At 70.1% G+C, this 15,652-nt stretch carries 17 protein-coding genes and 1 pseudogene; 7 read left to right on the top strand and 11 right to left on the bottom strand.

Translation table 11 applies throughout. From position 1 onward, the window contains the following. On the bottom strand, window positions 1–734 hold a 734-nt coding region (locus tag VI056_12590; protein ID HEY6203864.1), incomplete at its 3' end, for a beta-ketoacyl synthase N-terminal-like domain-containing protein. Between the two features lie 68 nt (window positions 735–802). Here VI056_12590 and VI056_12595 point away from each other — a divergent pair. Next, window positions 803–2,776 carry an ATP-binding protein gene (locus VI056_12595; protein HEY6203865.1) on the top strand — a complete coding sequence of 658 codons (1,974 nt, stop codon included), beginning with the start codon at window positions 803–805 and terminating at the stop codon, window positions 2,774–2,776. A gap of 65 nt (window positions 2,777–2,841) precedes the next feature. Here the strand turns inward: VI056_12595 and VI056_12600 are convergent, their stop codons facing one another. After that, on the bottom strand, window positions 2,842–3,627 hold the full coding sequence (locus VI056_12600) for a sulfite exporter TauE/SafE family protein (protein ID HEY6203866.1): 786 nt from the start codon (window positions 3,625–3,627) through the stop codon (window positions 2,842–2,844). Window positions 3,628–3,651: 24 nt separating this feature from the next. On the opposite strand from VI056_12600, the gene VI056_12605 reads away from it, so the two are divergent. Continuing rightward, the gene (locus VI056_12605) at window positions 3,652–4,662 is read left to right on the top strand and encodes a kelch repeat-containing protein (GenBank protein ID HEY6203867.1); all 1,011 of its coding nucleotides are present in this window, start codon (window positions 3,652–3,654) and stop codon (window positions 4,660–4,662) included. Window positions 4,663–4,690: 28 nt separating this feature from the next. On the opposite strand, the gene VI056_12610 is transcribed toward VI056_12605, so the two are convergent. The 7 genes from VI056_12610 to VI056_12640 all read right to left on the bottom strand — a co-directional run bounded on the left by VI056_12610 (window position 4,691) and on the right by VI056_12640 (window position 10,581). Beyond that, complete coding sequence (locus VI056_12610; protein HEY6203868.1) at window positions 4,691–5,644, bottom strand: hypothetical protein; 954 nt, start codon at window positions 5,642–5,644, stop codon at window positions 4,691–4,693. Further along, window positions 5,637–6,101 carry a hypothetical protein gene (locus VI056_12615; protein ID HEY6203869.1) on the bottom strand — a complete coding sequence of 155 codons (465 nt, stop codon included), beginning with the start codon at window positions 6,099–6,101 and terminating at the stop codon, window positions 5,637–5,639. The genes VI056_12610 and VI056_12615 overlap by 8 nt, the downstream gene beginning before the upstream one ends. A gap of 3 nt (window positions 6,102–6,104) precedes the next feature. Then, entirely contained in the window at window positions 6,105–6,833 is a 729-nt protein-coding gene (locus VI056_12620) for a hypothetical protein (protein ID HEY6203870.1), read from the bottom strand. A 94-nt stretch (window positions 6,834–6,927) separates the two neighbouring features. Then, on the bottom strand, window positions 6,928–7,809 hold the full coding sequence (gene pheA / locus VI056_12625; protein ID HEY6203871.1) for a prephenate dehydratase: 882 nt from the start codon (window positions 7,807–7,809) through the stop codon (window positions 6,928–6,930). Beyond that, the gene (locus VI056_12630) at window positions 7,785–8,759 is read right to left on the bottom strand and encodes a branched-chain amino acid transaminase (protein ID HEY6203872.1); all 975 of its coding nucleotides are present in this window, start codon (window positions 8,757–8,759) and stop codon (window positions 7,785–7,787) included. The genes pheA and VI056_12630 overlap by 25 nt, the downstream gene beginning before the upstream one ends. 189 nt (window positions 8,760–8,948) lie before the next feature. Then, on the bottom strand, window positions 8,949–9,656 hold the full coding sequence (locus tag VI056_12635; protein HEY6203873.1) for an ABC transporter permease: 708 nt from the start codon (window positions 9,654–9,656) through the stop codon (window positions 8,949–8,951). Next, window positions 9,649–10,581 carry an ABC transporter ATP-binding protein gene (locus VI056_12640; GenBank protein ID HEY6203874.1) on the bottom strand — a complete coding sequence of 311 codons (933 nt, stop codon included), beginning with the start codon at window positions 10,579–10,581 and terminating at the stop codon, window positions 9,649–9,651. The genes VI056_12635 and VI056_12640 overlap by 8 nt, the downstream gene beginning before the upstream one ends. A gap of 38 nt (window positions 10,582–10,619) precedes the next feature. Here VI056_12640 and VI056_12645 point away from each other — a divergent pair, with 38 nt between their 5' ends. From VI056_12645 to VI056_12660, 4 genes and pseudogenes are all read left to right on the top strand, one after another. Continuing rightward, complete coding sequence (locus tag VI056_12645) at window positions 10,620–11,006, top strand: hypothetical protein (protein HEY6203875.1); 387 nt, start codon at window positions 10,620–10,622, stop codon at window positions 11,004–11,006. Then, complete coding sequence (locus tag VI056_12650) at window positions 11,006–12,205, top strand: aminotransferase class V-fold PLP-dependent enzyme (GenBank protein ID HEY6203876.1); 1,200 nt, start codon at window positions 11,006–11,008, stop codon at window positions 12,203–12,205. Before VI056_12645 ends, VI056_12650 begins: the two co-directional genes overlap by 1 nt. A 32-nt stretch (window positions 12,206–12,237) precedes the next feature. Next, complete coding sequence (locus tag VI056_12655) at window positions 12,238–13,026, top strand: SDR family oxidoreductase (protein ID HEY6203877.1); 789 nt, start codon at window positions 12,238–12,240, stop codon at window positions 13,024–13,026. 65 nt (window positions 13,027–13,091) lie between these two features. Next, window positions 13,092–13,205, top strand: a pseudogene (locus VI056_12660) (helix-turn-helix domain-containing protein). A gap of 15 nt (window positions 13,206–13,220) precedes the next feature. Here the strand turns inward: VI056_12660 and VI056_12665 are convergent. Both VI056_12665 and VI056_12670 read right to left on the bottom strand, forming a co-directional pair. Then, window positions 13,221–13,493, bottom strand: a complete 273-nt coding sequence (locus tag VI056_12665) for a hypothetical protein (protein ID HEY6203878.1) — start codon at window positions 13,491–13,493, stop codon at window positions 13,221–13,223. A gap of 9 nt (window positions 13,494–13,502) precedes the next feature. Continuing rightward, window positions 13,503–14,939, bottom strand: coding sequence for an aldehyde dehydrogenase family protein (locus tag VI056_12670; protein HEY6203879.1), 1,437 nt, complete (start codon window positions 14,937–14,939; stop codon window positions 13,503–13,505). Window positions 14,940–15,094: 155 nt separating this feature from the next. Between VI056_12670 and VI056_12675 the strand changes: the two genes are divergently transcribed. Then, on the top strand, window positions 15,095–15,652 hold a 558-nt coding region (locus tag VI056_12675; GenBank protein ID HEY6203880.1), incomplete at its 3' end, for an enoyl-CoA hydratase/isomerase family protein.

The raw sequence follows: 15,652 nt of genomic DNA on the forward strand, positions 1-15,652 counted from the left end.
GTGTCGCGGCGGATGTGGCCGTCGGCCGTGACCGAGCGTCCGTTGCGATACAGCGGCGCGACCTCCTGGCCCAGACGGCCGTCCTCCCAGCCGCGCGCGGCGTTCGCATGACTGCGCATCGCCCAGCGGTCCTGCGCGTCACGCGGGATGCCGTTGATCGAGGCCATCGACTCGGCGGACTGGCCCATCGTCAGGCCGGTGCTCGTTTCCCGGATGCCGGGCGCGACAGGCGCGAGGTCGGCGAGACGAACGTCGGCGAAGCTCGTGGCCTTCTGAGGCAGCGTCTTCGCCTGCGATGCGCGCACGAGCGCGCGCGCGAGCTTCGGCGTGTAGGTGATCGGCACGTTCGAGAGACTCTCGGCGCCGCCCGCGAGCGCGGACGTTGCGGTGCCGACCGCGATGTGGTCGGCCGCGGTCGTGATCGCCACGCACGCGGACGCGCAGGCCATGCCGACGCTCGCGGCGTAGATGTTGGTCGGCAGACCAAGTGCCAGCACGATCTCGCGCGCGAGGTTGTGGTACGCGACCGGACGCGAGACGTTGCCGTAGACGACCTCATCGACGTCGCGCGCCGCGGTTTCTGTGCGGGCGAGTGTCTCTGCGGTCGCAACTTTCGCGAGGTCGAGGACGTCGAGATCGGCGAAGTCGGTGCCCGCTTTTACGAATGGAGTTCGCCAACCGCCGACCACTACAGCTCGCGTGATGGTCGCCATCCCGCCCGAGGAACTCGTCATCCGGGTCATGGTACCCGCCCAAACGAACGTTTGGTAGGGACATTTCCACGTACTGTGCTTGCTTGACGGTGCGTTACTCGGGCATGCGTGGGGAAGCGGCGTTCGCGCTCGAGACTGAGCGGGCGGCTCTACGCCTTCGTCTCGCCGCTGCCGCGCTCGCCACCACCCTCGTCCTGCTGGCCGGGGACGGCACCAACACCCTCGCGGTGGCTGCGATCCCGACCTTCCTCGCCGGAGCGGTGGCCCTCCGCTACGGGCCCGCCGGCCGCTACCCGCTGGCCCGAGCCGTCGCCGGCAGCGCGCTCGACGTGGTCCTGGCCACCGCGGTCGTCTTCTCGCTCCCGCTCGCCGCTCCGTCCTGGATCCTTTACGGCTTCGCCATCGCGAACACCGCGCTCTGGCGCGGGCCGCTTGGGGTATTCGGCGCGACCGCCGCATCGATCCTCGCCTACGACCTCACGCTCGCCGCTCGCACCGGCGAGGCTCCCGCCTCGTCGCTCTGGGTCGTCCAGGCGCTCGTCGCGGTCGGCCTCATCAGCGCCGAGCTGGTGTACAGCGCCGTGCGCGCGACCGCGGACCGCGAACGGATGCGCCGCCACGGCCACGCCCTCCGCGCGTTCGCCGAGGCGCGCGGCAGCGGTGCGCTGCTCGAGACGCTCCGCACCCAGGTCCTCGCGCTCGGCGCGGTCCACGTTCGGATCGGTGTTGACGAGAAAGCGCTGAAGGAGTCGCTGGCGGGCAAGGCGGGATTCGTAGCGCGTCTCCCGACGACCGACGCGCGCTACATCGCCGTCATCCTCCCCCCGGATGTCGCCAACGCGCCGGAGATCGAGACGATCGCGCGTGACCTCGTCGCGGACATCGCACCACTGGTCGCGTCGGCCGAGCGCGCGGAGCACGCCGAGCGCCTGCGGGACGCCGCCGCGCACGCCCTGGACGCGCTCGCCGAGACACCGCGCGAGCAGACGGAGGCCGGCGCGCTCGCGACGCTCACGGTCGCCGCCGCGGCGGTCGCGGGACGCGCCGCGATCGTGCGACTGGCCGACGGCGTCCTTCTCACCGGCGACGTCGCGAAGGACGCGGCCGTGGACCTCGCGCGCGGCGGCGGCGCTGCCGCCCTCCTCGTCGGGACCGGCACCCACTGGTCGCGCCCGCTCCTCGCCAGGGTCGACGCGCGCTCCGCCGTCGTCGTGACCGCCGGGCAGGGCCGCGGGCTCCTCGCTCTTTCGACCGACCGCATCCTCTCGGAGCAGGAGTTCGCCCTCATTCAGCGTCTCGCGAACGTCGCCGGCGCGGTCGCCGACCTGGTGCGCGACCGCGATCGCCAGCGGGCCGACGCGCAGCAGCTGCGTACCGAGTCAGAGCGGCTCGGCGTCGTGCTGCAGGCGCGTGAAGACGCGGTCGCGATGGCCGCACACGAGCTCCGCAATCCGCTCACCTCGGTCCATGGCTACGCGACGCTCATCTCACGCAACCTCGGCGCCGTGCAAGACCAGCTCACGCGCCTCGACCGGATCATCGCCGACCTCCTCGGCCGCACCGCGCTCGAGAAGGACGTCTCCGACGTCGTGAAGGTCGCGAGCGAAGCGGTCGGCCGGCTGCGCGCCCTCACCGGCCGCGATGCGTGGCTCATCAAGCCGGATGAACCGGCGCTCGCTCGCATCGACCCGGTCCGTCTCGCTCAGGTCTTCGACAACCTGCTGCGCAATGCCGCGAAGTATTCACCGGAGACCGGAGCGATAACGCTGCAGATCATCCCCGGCGAAAGCGAAGTGCGCATCACCGTGCAGGACGAAGGCGCGGGCATCGCGCCCGACGAGATCGGTCACGTCTTCGAGCGGGGATTCCGATCGCCTCGTCTCGCGGAGACGACGCAGGGCGAGGGCCTTGGTCTCGCGGTATGCCAGCAGATCATCGAAGGGCAGGGCGGTCAGATCAAGGTCGAGAGCGCGGGGATCGATCGCGGCAGCAGCTTCACCGTGACGCTGCCCGCCGTGCGCATCGCGATCCCGAATAGCGGAGAAGAGGCGACCGCGAGCTAGGCGGGCGCGCCCTCCGAACTTGCGTCGTCCCGCAAGTTCAGGTCGGACTTCGCATGGGGTCCGGTTCAACCGAGGAGCGCGCTCGCCGCCATGCGCAGCGCCGCGACGATGACGACCGCGGCGAGGATCTTCATGAGGACCTGAGGCCGCGTGCGGATGGAGACCCACGCGCCGATGGGGGACGCGACGAGCGCGACGATCGCGACGATCGCGGCGAGCGGGGGATCGATCTGCGCCGTCGCGGCCTTGCCGATGAGCGCCGCGACGGCGGCGAACATGCCGATGCCGAGCGACGTCCCGATCGCGATGCGCGGTGGGACGCGCAGCAAGTAGACGAGCGTGCCGATGATCGTCGCGATCGCGCCGATGCCGACCATCCCACCGAGGAAGCCCAGGACGATCGAGATGCCGACCGCGAGCGGCACGTTGAGATGGAGGTCGTCGGTGCCGGTCTGCTGCGACTCCACCGGCAGCAGGAGCATGGCCGCGGTCACCAGCGCGAGCGCCGCGAAGATGCCGAGCAGCACGCGGTCGTCAACGTCGCGCGAGATGAGCGCGCCGACGAGCGAGGCCGCGGCGCCGGTCGGCCCCATCGTCAGCACCAGCCGGCGCGACACGTTCCCGTACGAGCCGTGACGGAACGCCCCCAGCACGCTGCCGGAGATCGCCTGCACGATCGTGAGCCCGGTGATGATCTTCACCGGCAGCGCACCTATGCCGACCGCGGGTGGTAGATAGAGGAGGAGCGGCGTGAGGACGACGCCGCCACCGATGCCGAGCAGGCCCGAGAGGAATGACGCGACGAATGCGGACAGCGCCGTGACGATCTCGGTCCCGTACGCCGTCGGCATGCGCTCTCCTTTATATAGGTGGTGATGCGCCTCGTGCTCCTCGCTCTGCTTCTCGGCGCGTGCATCGCGCCTGGAGAGGGCGCGCCAGAGTCAACGACGCACGTACTCGAGCGAAGCGCGACGCCGTCGACATCGTCTGCGCCAAGCGGGTCGACCGGAGGATCGTCGGCCGCGGCGCTTGCGTGGCGCCGCATCCCCGACATCCCGACGGGGCGCAGCGAGGTCGCGGCGACCGTCTTCCGGAACGAGGTGTACGTCATGGGTGGGTTCGGCGGCGGACGCGTCGTCGAGATCTTCGACGGACAGCGCTGGCGGCGCGGACCCGATCTTCCGTTCGAGGTGGATCACGCCATGGCGGCTTCGGTGGTCGACGCGGTCGACGGCGCCGGCGTGTACCTATTCGGCGGAAATTACGGCAGCGTTGCGATCGCGCGCAGCTTCCGTCTCGCGCCTGACGCGACCGCGTGGCGTGAGATCGCGGCGATGCCAGGTCCGCGGTCGCAGGGCGCGGCCGTCGCGCAGGGACGATTCATCTATGTCGTCGGTGGATTTGACGGGCAACGTCTGGTGGCGCCGACGTACGCGTACGAGGCCAGCGCCGATCGCTGGCGTCAGGTCGCGCCGATACCGACCACGCGCGATCACCTTGCGGCCGCGATGGTCCTCGGACGCATCTGCGCGATCGGCGGCCGCAGGCTCTCGCTCACGACGAATCTCGCGACGCTCGAGTGCTACGACCCCGGTGCAGATCGCTGGGAGCAGGGACCTGACGCCCCGACCGCGCGTGGCGGCGTCGGTGCCGCCGCTGTCGGCAATCGACTCGTCTTCGTCGGTGGCGAGCAGCTCAGCGGCACGTACAACGAAGTCGAGCTGTTCGACGCGGAGTCCGGACGTTGGATGCGCGGACCCGATCTTCCGACGCCGCGCCACGGCATCGGTGTGGTCGCGGTCGGGCGCACCGTCTACGTCATGAGCGGCGGCCCGACCCCCGGTGGGAGCCAAACACCTGTATCGGAGGCCCTCGACTTCCCATGATCAGCGCGTGGGAAAGGGCTGGGGACGGCTAGCCCTGTTTGACGATGAACACCGTCTTCAAGACCGTGCCGCCGCGCCGGAGCGTGATCTTCTCGATGTCGACGCGGTACCCAAGCTTGAAGAAGAGCATGTCGTAGCTCACCGTCGGCGCGCCGAGCGGCACGTCGAGCGACCACCGTCCGTTCTCATCGGTGCGGTAGCTGAGGGCCGTCTTGTCCCCGGCCGTGATCGTCGTGCAGGTCAGGCTGCCGAAGGAGACGCACGTGTCCGGCACCGGCCGGAGCGTCTGACGGTCGAGAACGATGATCTGGATGCGTCCGTAGCCCGCCGGTGGCACGCGCGGCGTCGGCGCCGGACGCGGCGTCGGCAGTGTGATGAGACCCGGTCCCGTTCCGATGCCGATCCCACCGCCGCCACCGCCCGCTCCGCTCGCGGAACCGCCGGCGCCGCCCGCACCACCCGCGCCTGCGCTGGGCGCTGCGCTCGGCGCTTCCGTCGGCACGGCCGTCGGCTCGGCGCTTGGCGCCGCGGCCGCGACCACCTCCGGTGCGGTCGTGATCGCGCTCCGTCCGCGGCTCACCTGCGCGAGCACCTGCGGACGGGTGACGTCGGGGACGACCGCGCTCGCATCGCCCTCGGGTTTGCCGCCGGGCTCACCGCCCGGGCCCAGGACGAGGAAGATGAGGGCCGAGATGACCGCGAGCGCGATCGCGAGACGCCTCCATGGAATCCTGCGCCGCCGTACGACCTCGACCGCCGGTGCGACAGGTGGAGCCGGGCGGGGAAGTCGCGCCGCGATGAGCGCGCGCCCGAGCGCGGCGCGTGTGTCGCGCGCGAACGTGAGCTCCTGCGCGGTCAGTCGCGCGCCGGGAACGCGGAGTCGCGCCGCGGCGCGCGCGGCCGCCTGGGCGTTGCCCTCGCGGATCGAGGCGTGCAGCGCGGCACGGCGAGCGGCGAGGCGCATCGCGTCGCGGTCATTCATCGAGGTAGATCTCCAGCGCGAGCGACGTTCCCGGATCGCCCGGCACGAGCTCGTGATAGGCCTTCGTCACGGTCCCCTTGAACTGCCCATCTTTGAGCAGCTCGACCGCCAGCGCGGCGATGCGGTCGCCCTGCGCCGCGCTCGCGTTCGCGCCGTACGCGAAGACGATGGCAGCGTGGCGCCGAGGCGCCTCGGTCGCGAGCCGATCGCGTACCTCATCGGCGATCCGTTGCTGCTCGGCGCTCGCGAGGGCAGCGTCGTTACCCAAGAGCGCGAGGCCGCTGACCTCGATGCGCATCACGATCGGCGTGGGATCGATGCCGGACTTCTTCGACGCATCGGCTGATGGCGCGAGCGCGTTCGCGGCGAGGAAGATCGCGAACATGCCGAGGAGCAGGTCGGCCCACAGCCAGCCGGCGAGGTTGAATGAGACGCTGCGATGCGCGGACCGCTGCACGGCCTAACGGCGCGCGAGAGATTCGGCGGCGCGCTCGAGGCGGATCGCCGCGTCGCGCAGGCGCTCGATGGCGCCTTCGAGATCGAAGAGCTGACCCTCGCGCTCGACGGCGCGCTCGTAGATCCGGCGCTCCTCGGCGGCCATGTCGGCGAGGATCGTTTCCGCGTCGCCGGTCCCGAAGTCGAGCGCGCCGAGCGATGAGACGTGGCCGAGCAGCGCGCGGATCTCCGATTCCTTCAGCAGCGCCTGCGTGCGCACCTGCGCGTCGCGCACCTCGCTGCGGATGTGCAGCGCGAGCGAGAGGACGATGAGCACGCCGATGAGGCTTGCGTCGGTGATCGCGAGGGTGCTGAAGTTGAGCAGCAGCCGGCCCTCGAAACCCTCCTGCCAGAGGAGCAGGAACGGGCGCGCCACCAGATCGGGACGCTCGCCGAGGAGCTGCGCGTACGCGCTGGCCGCGATGGAGAGGCCGAACCAGGTGACCGCGATCGGAGCGAACACGAGCACGTTGCGGATGACCTCGAGGATCGCCCAGAGCCGCGAGTGTTTGCCGGCGAGGAGCTCCGCCAGGCCGCGCGGGTCGACCGCGCCGGTGTACGCGGCGGCCTCGGTGGTCCGGCCCTCGCGCACGGCATCGGCGAGCCGCGCCAGCACCGTCCCCAGGGACGGTTCGCGTGCGGTCGCTTCATCTGCGAGGCGCTGAAGCGCCCCCGCGGTGGCCTGCCGGTCCAACCCCTGTTTCCTCCGCCCGGGCTAAGAGTAGGACGCCCTTTCCCGGACAACGTGTCGTCTCGGGTGCTGATGCGGCGCAGCCGTCGTTACCCTGCTAGTCGGGCTCCAGCACGGTCGTGGCGGCGCGGTAGGTGCCCAGCGGCTGGACCCATTCGCAGCAGGTGGCCATGAGCGCAAGCGCCTCGCGGGCGGGGGAGGTCCGGGGGTCGGCCTCGAAGTCCAGGTAGAAGACGTAGTCCCAGGGCCCGGCGCGGCTGGGGCGGGACTCGATCTTCGTGAGCTGGACGCCGGCGGTCGCGAACGGCTGGAGCGTCCGCGTCAGCGCCCCGGGGACGTTCGCCGCGGCGTAGACGACGCTCGTCTTCCACGGTCCCGTCAGGAGCGGGGCGGGGACGCGACGGGCGACGGCGGCGTCGCCGTCGCGCGCGAGCGCGAAGAAGCGCGTGAAGTTGTCGGGGCTCGTCTCGATGGACTCGGCAAGGACCGTCAGTCCGTAGCGACCCGCCGCCCGCTTGCTCGCGATCGCCGCGATCGTCCGGTCGCCGGCGGCCGCGACATCGGCGGCCGCGCCGGCCGTGTCGTACGCGACCTCGGGCTGGATCTTCGCGCGCCGCAGGAAGTCCTCGACCTGCGCGAGCGCCTGCGGATGGGACCGCGCGATCTTGATGTCGGCGAGCTTCGCGCCGGGGACGGCGAGAAGGCAGTGACGGACGCGCACGACGGCCTCGGCGACGATGCGGACGCCGCGGTGGTTGCGCAGCAGGTCGTACACATCGGCGACCGACCCCGCGTGCGTGTTCTCCACCGGCACGACCGCGGCGTCGACCTCGCTGTTCTCGAGCGCAGCGAAGACTTCCGAGAATGTCCGGCGTGGCTGGAGCTTCTCATCCGGGAACAGCGCGGCGGCGGCGGCCTCAGAGAACGCGCCGGCCAGTCCCTGGTACGAGACGCTCAGCGATAGACCGCCGTGCGCCACTCCGCGTGACGCTTGTCGTCGCCGCGCGCGATCGCGAAGTACACGTCGCCGATGCGCCTCGCGATCGGACCGATCTTGCCGTCGCCGACGACGCGGCCGTCGACCTTCACGCACGGCGCGACCTGCGCGCCGGTGCCGCAGAAGAAGACCTCGTCGGCGATGAAGAGCTCGGTGCGATCGATCGCGCGCTCGCGGATCGTCAGGCCGAGCTCCTCGCGCGCGATGATCATGATGCTGTCGCGCGTGATCCCCTCGAGGATGTCGTCGCTGACGGACGGCGTGATGAGCTCGCCGTCGCGGACCATGAAGAGGTTCGCGCTGCCTCCCTCGGAGACGTGGCCGTCGCGCGTGAGGAAGATCGACTCGTCGGCGTTCGCATCGTGCGCCTCGTCTACGGCGAGCGCGGTGTTGATGTACGCGCCGGTGAGCTTGCCGCGCGCCGGGATCGAATCGTCCGCTGTGCGCCGCCACGTCGCGGTCCGCGCCGCGAGACCGGACGTCGGCAGATACGCGCCGATCGGGAACGCGTACATGCCGAAGCCGCTGCGCAGATCGTGTAGCGCGACCTTGATCGACCGCGCGGCCTTGTACGCGAGCGGACGGATGTAGACGTCGGTGCGGAACTCGTTGCGGCGCATGAGCTCGAGCGTGACGTCGGCGAGCACCCGGCTGTCGCCCGGAAGGTCGATGCGCAGGAGGCGGCAGTTGTCGCGCATGCGGTCGAAGTGCTCTTGCAGGCGGAAGACGTAGAGCTGTTCCTGCCCGGCGTTCCAGTACGCGCGGATGCCCTCGAAGACACCGGTGCCGTAGTTCAGCGCGTGCGTCGCGATGCTGACGTGCGCGTCGGCCAGCTTCTTGTAGACGCCGTCCTGGTAGGCCCACCCGGTCTCCGGGATCTCCGTGCCGAGTGCCGCCGTCTCCTTGAGCTGTTCTCGAACGCTGCTGGCCATCCGCTTCCTCCTCTAACAACAAGAAAAGCCTCCCGGTCTTGGGAGGCTTCGTTCCGCTGGTCTGGCTGTCTCGCTAGCTGAGCGCGCCTCCTCCGCCGGCTCCCTGAGGGAGCTCGATGACGATGACGAAGAAGACGAACCGTGCCATGAGGACGCGAACGCTAGAGCCAGCGCGCGGCGCCGTCAATGTCACAGCCGTCCGATGACCTCGCCGCGCTGCCAGACGCGCCGCGCGATCTCGAGCGCCACCACGTCGGTTGCGACGAATACGAGACCCAGGATCACCAGGCCCCAGCCGTCCGCGATGCGCGCGAAGGCGATGGCGAGCCCGCCGAAGAGAGCGGCGGAGAGGCCGATCATGACGCCGGCGAGCTGCTGGCCGGCACGGGTCGTCCGCACCAGGGCCGCGATGATGAGCACCCAGCTTCCCGCGCTCATCAGATAAAGGAACGCGACGACCAGGACCGCGAACAAGATCTCCGGTGGGAGGGCGAGGCGGATCCGTGTGGCTCCGAAGAGGAACGACCCGAGCACGTAATACACACCGAGGCTTCCGAGACAGATGAGCATGACCGGACCGACCATGCCCAGGAGCTTGCCGACCACGATGTCGATGTCGCGCACCGGCGATGCGAGAAGCGGCACGAGCGTCCCGTTCTCCTTCTCCTGCGTGAACGTCGACGCGATGAGCGCGACGCCGGACAGTGCGGGGATGAGCGTGCTCTGCAGCGCGAGCGCGAGGATCGAGATGTCGTTCGGCCCGCCCGGTTGGCTGCTGGCGCTCAGGACGAACAGGATCGGCAGGACCGCGAAGAAGCCGGTGCGGATGACCGAGGCGCGGTCGCCGTAGATCTCCCAGCGGATCTCGCGCCAGGCGATGAGCGCAGCCTTACCCATTCGATTCCCCGGCTTCGGCGACGATCGAGAAGTACGCGTCCTCGAGGGAACGCTCCTCGCGCACGAGCGTGATGACACTCGCGCCGCTCGCGAGCAGAGCGCGCAGCACCGCCGGATTCGTGGTCCCGGGTTCGTCGGCGTCGAACCTGAGAGCGTTGTATCCGTTCTGCGGGTCCGCCGGCTCCGCCTTCACGCCCGCGCGTGCCAGGGTCTCGCGCGCGGCAGTCGCATCGCCGGTGAACGAGACGATGAACCGGGGATGCGCATCCGCGCGGAGGTCGCCGGTGAGCCCTTCACGCGCGACTCGACCGCGATAGAGGACCACGACGCGGTCCGCGATGCGCTGCGCCTCGTCGAGGTCGTGCGTGCAGAGGAGGATCGCGCGGTGGCGAGCGCGGAGCGACACGATGAACGAGCGGAGCGAGCGCGCGGTCTCGGGATCGAGCGCGGTCGCGGGCTCGTCGAGCAGGAGGACGGGCGGGTCGTGCACCAGGCCACGCGCGATGGCGACCTTCTGCTTCATCCCGCGCGAGAACGCGCCGAGGCGGACGTCGAGGCGGTCCGACAGGCCGAGCAGCTTCGCGAGCTCCTCGGTGCGGTGTGCGGCGCCGGCGACGTCGTACAGGTGGCAGAAGAACGCGAGGTAGGCGCGAAGGGTCATGCGCTCGTAGAGCGAGGGTTGATCCGTGACCATCCCGCAGCGGCTGCGGATGCTGCCTGGGTCGGTGCGCACCGAGATCCCGTCGACGAGCACGTCGCCGTCGCTCGGGGCGAGGATGCCGGCGATGATGCGGCTCGCGGTCGTCTTGCCCGCGCCGTTCGGGCCGAGGAGCGCGACGATCTCGCCCGGCTCGACGCGGAACGAGACGTGGTCGAGCGCCGTCGTCCGCCCGAAGGAGCGCGACAGGTCGCGCACGTCGATCATCGAACGAGCATATGCGGCAATGCCCTAGCCTTCGGCCGATGGATCTCGTGCTCTCGCTGCACGGCCGCGTCGCGTGGGCTCTTGTCCTCTATTACACGCTCGTAGGCCTCTGGGGCATCGTGCGCGGCATCCGCGACCGCGGCCCGGACGCGAGCTACCGCGGCGCGATCGCGATCGCGGTGGTCGCCTCGGTCCTGCAAGGCGTGCTCGGGTCTTTGGTGCTCGTGTTCCGGGGCGCTCCGCGTGAGGGTGTGCACATCCTGTACGGGCTCGCGCTCGTCGTCGCGATGCCGCTCGCCGCGACGCTGGTGCGCGACCGCACCCCGCGTGGTCAGTCGATCGCGCTGGGTCTCGCCGCGCTGTTCACCGCCGGTCTCGCGATCCGCGGGATAACGACCGCCGCACTGGGCATATCGTTGCCGTGATGGACGTCGCTCCCGAGATCGATCCGGTACCTGACGTTTCGCGCGAAGCCCTTCAGGCGCTGCGCGGCGACTTCCTCTACTTCCAGGTCGCCGGCTCGGGTCCCACGTTCCCGGTCGCGCACCGGGCCGCCGACGCCTACCGCTCGTGGCTCACGTCGGTCGGCATGTTCTCGCACGTCGGGTACGACGCGTACAACGCGGGCCTCGATCAGGTGCGGGCCGACTTCGCCGCCGCGATCGGCGACGAGGGCGGCGCGACGCGCATCGCCCTCGCGCAGTCCGCGACCGACGGCCTGAACATCCTCATCGGCGGCCTGCGTCTTAAGCCGCGTATGCCGCGCAAGGGCGGCGCGCTCATCGTCACGACCGCGGAGGAGCACGGCAGTGCCCTGTTGCCGGTGTTCGCGCGCCGAGCGCGCGGCGATCGCGTGCAGGTGATCGCGCATCGCGACGACGCGAGCTTTCTCGACGACGTGCGGACGGCGTTCGCGGGCGGCGCCGAGGCGCTCGTCATCTCGCTCGTCGGATGCAAGAGCGGCAAGGTGCTCCCGGTCGCTGACGCGACCCGCATCGCACACGACGCGGGCGCGACGGTGATCGTCGACTGCGCGCAGGCGCTCGGCCAGATCCCGGTCGACGTCCGCGCACTTGGTGCCGACGCCTACGCGTTCCTCGGGTACAAGTGGCTGCACGGCCCCCTCGGCGTCGGCGCGTTCTGGGTGAACGATCCCGATCGTTTCGAAAGCACGCGGCTGGGCTGGCGTTCGCAGAGCGCGATGGATCTCGAGGGCCACGTGACCCTCAAGCCCGAGGCGTCGCGCTTCGAGATCGGCACCGTCGACGCCGGCGCGTTCCACGGACTGCGGCAGACCCTCGCGGTGCACCGCCAACTCGGTGCCACGGTGGGTCAGCGCATCCGCGCGCTGCGCGTTCGTCTGCTCGAGCGTCTCGCTGACCTCCCGTTCGACGTGCTCTCACGCCCGAGCGACCCGACCGGCATCGTCATCGTCGCGCCGCGCGGCGTGCCCGCGCTCGAGGTCGTCGAGCGCATGTGGCGCGAGCAGCGCATCGTCATCAAGCATCTGTCGGAGCCGGGTCTCGAGGCGATCCGCCTCTCCTTCTGGGCGCTCCACCAGGAGAGCGACATCGACCAGCTCGCCGACGCGTTCGCGCGCACGCTCGCCAGCCCCGTCCGCTGAGAGCGGCGGACCCTTCGGTATCGTTGAGGGCCGTGGCACCCCTCACCGGACAAGTCGCCATCGTCACCGGCGCGGGCCGTGGGCTCGGTCGTGCCGTAGCCGAGACCCTCGCGGGCCTCGGCGCGTCGGTCGTGCTCGCATCTCGCAACGCGCCGGAGCTCGACGAGGTCGTGAAGGTCATCAAACGTTCCGGTGGCCACGCGCTCGCGCAGACCGCCGACGTCGCCGACGAGCGTCAGGTGCAGGACCTCGGGCTCGCGACCGCGCGCTGGGTCGGACCGGCGTCGATCCTCGTGAACTGCGCCGGCATGGTCGACCCGATGACGCCCCTCTCGCGATCGGATCCCGCGCTGTGGCTGCGCAACATCGCGATCAACGTCGGCGGCACGTACCTCCCGCTCCGCGTCGTGCTGCCCGGGATGCTCGAGCGGGGCTTCGGCCGGGTCGTGAACATCTCGTCGGGCTCGGCGACGCGACCGAGCGCGGGTTGGACGGCGTACTCGGCCGCGAAGGCCGCGGTCGTGCAGATGACGCGCAGCCTCGCCATCGAGCTCGAGGGCACCGGCGTGACGGCGTGCGCGTTCAACCCGGGCGGGATGGATACCGACATGCAGGAGCGCATCCGTCGCACGCCCACCTCGGACTTCCCGCGGGCCGACGAGTATCGCGCCCTCGCGAAGGAGGGGCGACTCGTCGATCCCAAGGCGCCGGCGCGCGCGATCGCGTACCTGGCGCTGCCGAGCACTCAGAGGAACGGACAGGCGCTCCAGTACGACGACGAGGAGCTGCGCCGCGCGGTGGAGAGCGCCCTCCCTGGGTAGACGCTGATGCTCGCCGACGAACGGCGCGAAGAGCTCGTGCGCTTCGAGCGCACCGCAGCGAGAACCATTACCTGAAGGTCTACATCGGGCGTCTGCGCGACAAGCTCGAGGACGAGGCGTCGCAGCCGGGCCTGATGGTGAACGTGCGGGGGGTCGGCTACCGGCTCAACGCGCCCTGAGGCCGGACGTGGGAGCTAACGCTCCGCGGATTTCTCGCGTCCCGCCGGCCGGTAGTTCTTTCGCTTCTGGATCGCAGCCGAGATCAGCTTGCTCACGCCGGCGGGGTCGGTCTGCGCCCGGCGTTCCAGCTCGGCGGGACCGCGCCCGATGAGGCCGCAGGTCGGGCAGTCGCCGCGTCCGTCGAGGCGGCCGTGGCAGTTCGAGCAGTGCACCTCGAACGCGGCCTGCGGCCGGAAGAGGCCGAGCTCGATGGCCTCGGTGATGAGCGTCTGAGCATCCGTCGTCATGTCGCCCTCCTAGCCCGCGAGGACCACCGACTTCTTTTCGGTGTAGCTCTCGATCGCCTCCATGCCGTGCTCCTTGCCGAAGCCGGACTGCTTCGCGCCGCCGAACGGCAGCTGGTCGTACGCGACCTGGATGTCGTTCACCCAGGTGTATCCCGCGTCGAGCAGCTCCGCGGCCTTGCGCGCCTTCGCCATGTCCTTGGTGAAGATCGACGAGCCGAGGCCGTAGATCGAGGAGTTCGCCTTCGCGATCGCCTCGTCGATGTCCTTCACGATGAAGAGCGGCACGGCGGGCCCGAAGACCTCCTCCGTCGCCATGCGCGAGTCCTCAGGCACGTCCGTGAGCACCGTCGCGGGATAGAACCAGCCCCTCGCGTACTCCGCGCCATCGGGCCGCTTGCCTCCGGCGAGCACCTTCGCGCCACGCTTCACGGCGTCCGCGACCTGCGCCTCCACTTCGGCACGCTGGTGCTCGGTGTGGAGCGGACCCATCTTCGTATCGGCCGCGAACTGCTCGCCGATCTTCCACTCCTTCTGCGCGCGCTCCGTGAACTTCGTCATGAACTCTTCGGCGATCTTCTCGAACAGGAAGATGCGTTTCACCGCGAGGCACGCCTGCCCCGCGTTGAAGAAGCGGCCGATCGCCGCGGCCGCGGTCGCGCGCCGGATGTCGGCGTCGTCGGCGACGATGAGAGCGTCGCTGCCGCCGAGCTCGAGCGTCACGCGCGTCACGTTCTTCGCGGCGAGCTGCATGATCCGCTTGCCGGTCGCGGTCTGTCCGGTGAACGCGATCTTGTTGATCTTGGGGTGGCTCACCAGCGCGTCGCCGATCTCGCTGCCGGACCCGTGCACCACATTGATGACGCCGGGTGGGAAGCCGGCCGAGTTGATCGCCTCGATCGCGCGCTGCGTCGCGAGCGGCGTGGTCGACGCGGGCTTGAGGATGATCGTGCATCCGGTCGCGAGCGCCGGGCAGAGCTTGTTCGCGAACAGGGTGAGCGGGAAATTCCACGGCGTGATCGCGACGACGACGCCGACCGGACGGCGGATCGTGATGCCGAACTTCGACGGATCGTCGAGCGGGATGTAGTCGCCACGGATCTTGTCGGCGAGACCGGCGAAGTACTCGAGGTTCTCGGCGACGCGCTGCGCCTCGATCTTCGCGTGCGCGAGCGGCTTGCCCTGCTCCATCGCGAGGAGCTTCGCGACCTCGTCGACGACCTCGTGCATCTTCCGCGCGGCCTCGAGCATGAGCTTTGCGCGCTTGCTGCCAGGCGTCGCCGCCCAGCCGGGGAACGCCTTGCGCGCGGCATCGACCGCGGCGTCGACGTCGGCCTGCGTGCCGCGCGGGATCTGGCCGACCACCTCGCCGTTCGCGGGATTCCGGACCGCTATCGTCCGAGCGCCCTGTGCGTCGACGAGCTCGCCGCCGATGAGCATCTTGGCCATTCTTCCCACGACCTCCCTGACTTACCGCCCCATTCCTGCACCCAGTCTAGGGAATGAGCTGACTCCAATGCGCACAGTTAGCTCCTGTTCGCTCTGACGAACGAGCGCCGCGGTCTATAAGGTATTGCGCGCAGCACTGTGGGGAGGTCAGCGACATGGCCGTGCGACTCGAGAAGCAGGACGCGATCGGACACATCGTCCTCGACCGGCCCCCGGCCAACTCCTATGACCGCGCGTTCATGGAAGAGCTTGATGCCGCGATCGAAGAGGCGCGGAAGGATGACGCGGTCAAGGCCATCGTCGTGCGCAGCGCGTCTGAGAAGTTCTTCTCCGCGGGCGCCGACGTCTCGGTGTTCGCGAAGAGCGACCTCGACCTGCAGAACGCCTTCGTCGTCTGCGCGAACGAGGCCATGAGCAAATTCGAGAGCACGCCGAAGGTCGTCATCGCCGCGATCAACGGGCACTGCCTGGGCGGCGGCCTCGAGATCGCGCTCTGCTGCGACTTCCGCATCGCGGCGGAGGGCAGCTACAAGATAGGACTGCCCGAGGTCACGCTCGGCCTCTTGCCGGGAACTGGCGGCACGCAGCGCCTGCCGCGCCTCATCGGCCGGCAGCGGGCGCTCGAGCTGATGCTGCGCGGCACGACGCTGTCGCCGCAGGCGGCGAAGGGTGCGGGCATCGTCGATGAGCTCGTGCCAGCGGCGGATCTGCAG

The organism is Candidatus Limnocylindria bacterium (assembly GCA_036523395.1).
Taxonomy (GTDB): domain Bacteria; phylum Chloroflexota; class Limnocylindria; order P2-11E; family P2-11E; genus CF-39.

Bases quoted from the DNA above. Each gene is read 5' to 3' on its own strand.
- VI056_12610 (HEY6203868.1), bottom strand. From the start codon at position 5,644: ATGAATGACCGCGACGCGATGCGCCTCGCCGCTCGCCGTGCCGCGCTG.
- VI056_12605 (HEY6203867.1), top strand. From the start codon at position 3,652: ATGCGCCTCGTGCTCCTCGCTCTGCTTCTCGGCGCGTGCATCGCGCCT.
- VI056_12600 (HEY6203866.1), bottom strand. From the start codon at position 3,627: ATGCCGACGGCGTACGGGACCGAGATCGTCACGGCGCTGTCCGCATTC.
- VI056_12650 (HEY6203876.1), top strand. From the start codon at position 11,006: ATGGACGTCGCTCCCGAGATCGATCCGGTACCTGACGTTTCGCGCGAA.
- VI056_12665 (HEY6203878.1), bottom strand. From the start codon at position 13,493: ATGACGACGGATGCTCAGACGCTCATCACCGAGGCCATCGAGCTCGGC.
- VI056_12635 (HEY6203873.1), bottom strand. From the start codon at position 9,656: ATGGGTAAGGCTGCGCTCATCGCCTGGCGCGAGATCCGCTGGGAGATC.
- VI056_12645 (HEY6203875.1), top strand. From the start codon at position 10,620: ATGGATCTCGTGCTCTCGCTGCACGGCCGCGTCGCGTGGGCTCTTGTC.
- VI056_12670 (HEY6203879.1), bottom strand. From the start codon at position 14,939: ATGGCCAAGATGCTCATCGGCGGCGAGCTCGTCGACGCACAGGGCGCT.
- VI056_12630 (HEY6203872.1), bottom strand. From the start codon at position 8,759: ATGGCCAGCAGCGTTCGAGAACAGCTCAAGGAGACGGCGGCACTCGGC.
- VI056_12640 (HEY6203874.1), bottom strand. From the start codon at position 10,581: ATGATCGACGTGCGCGACCTGTCGCGCTCCTTCGGGCGGACGACGGCG.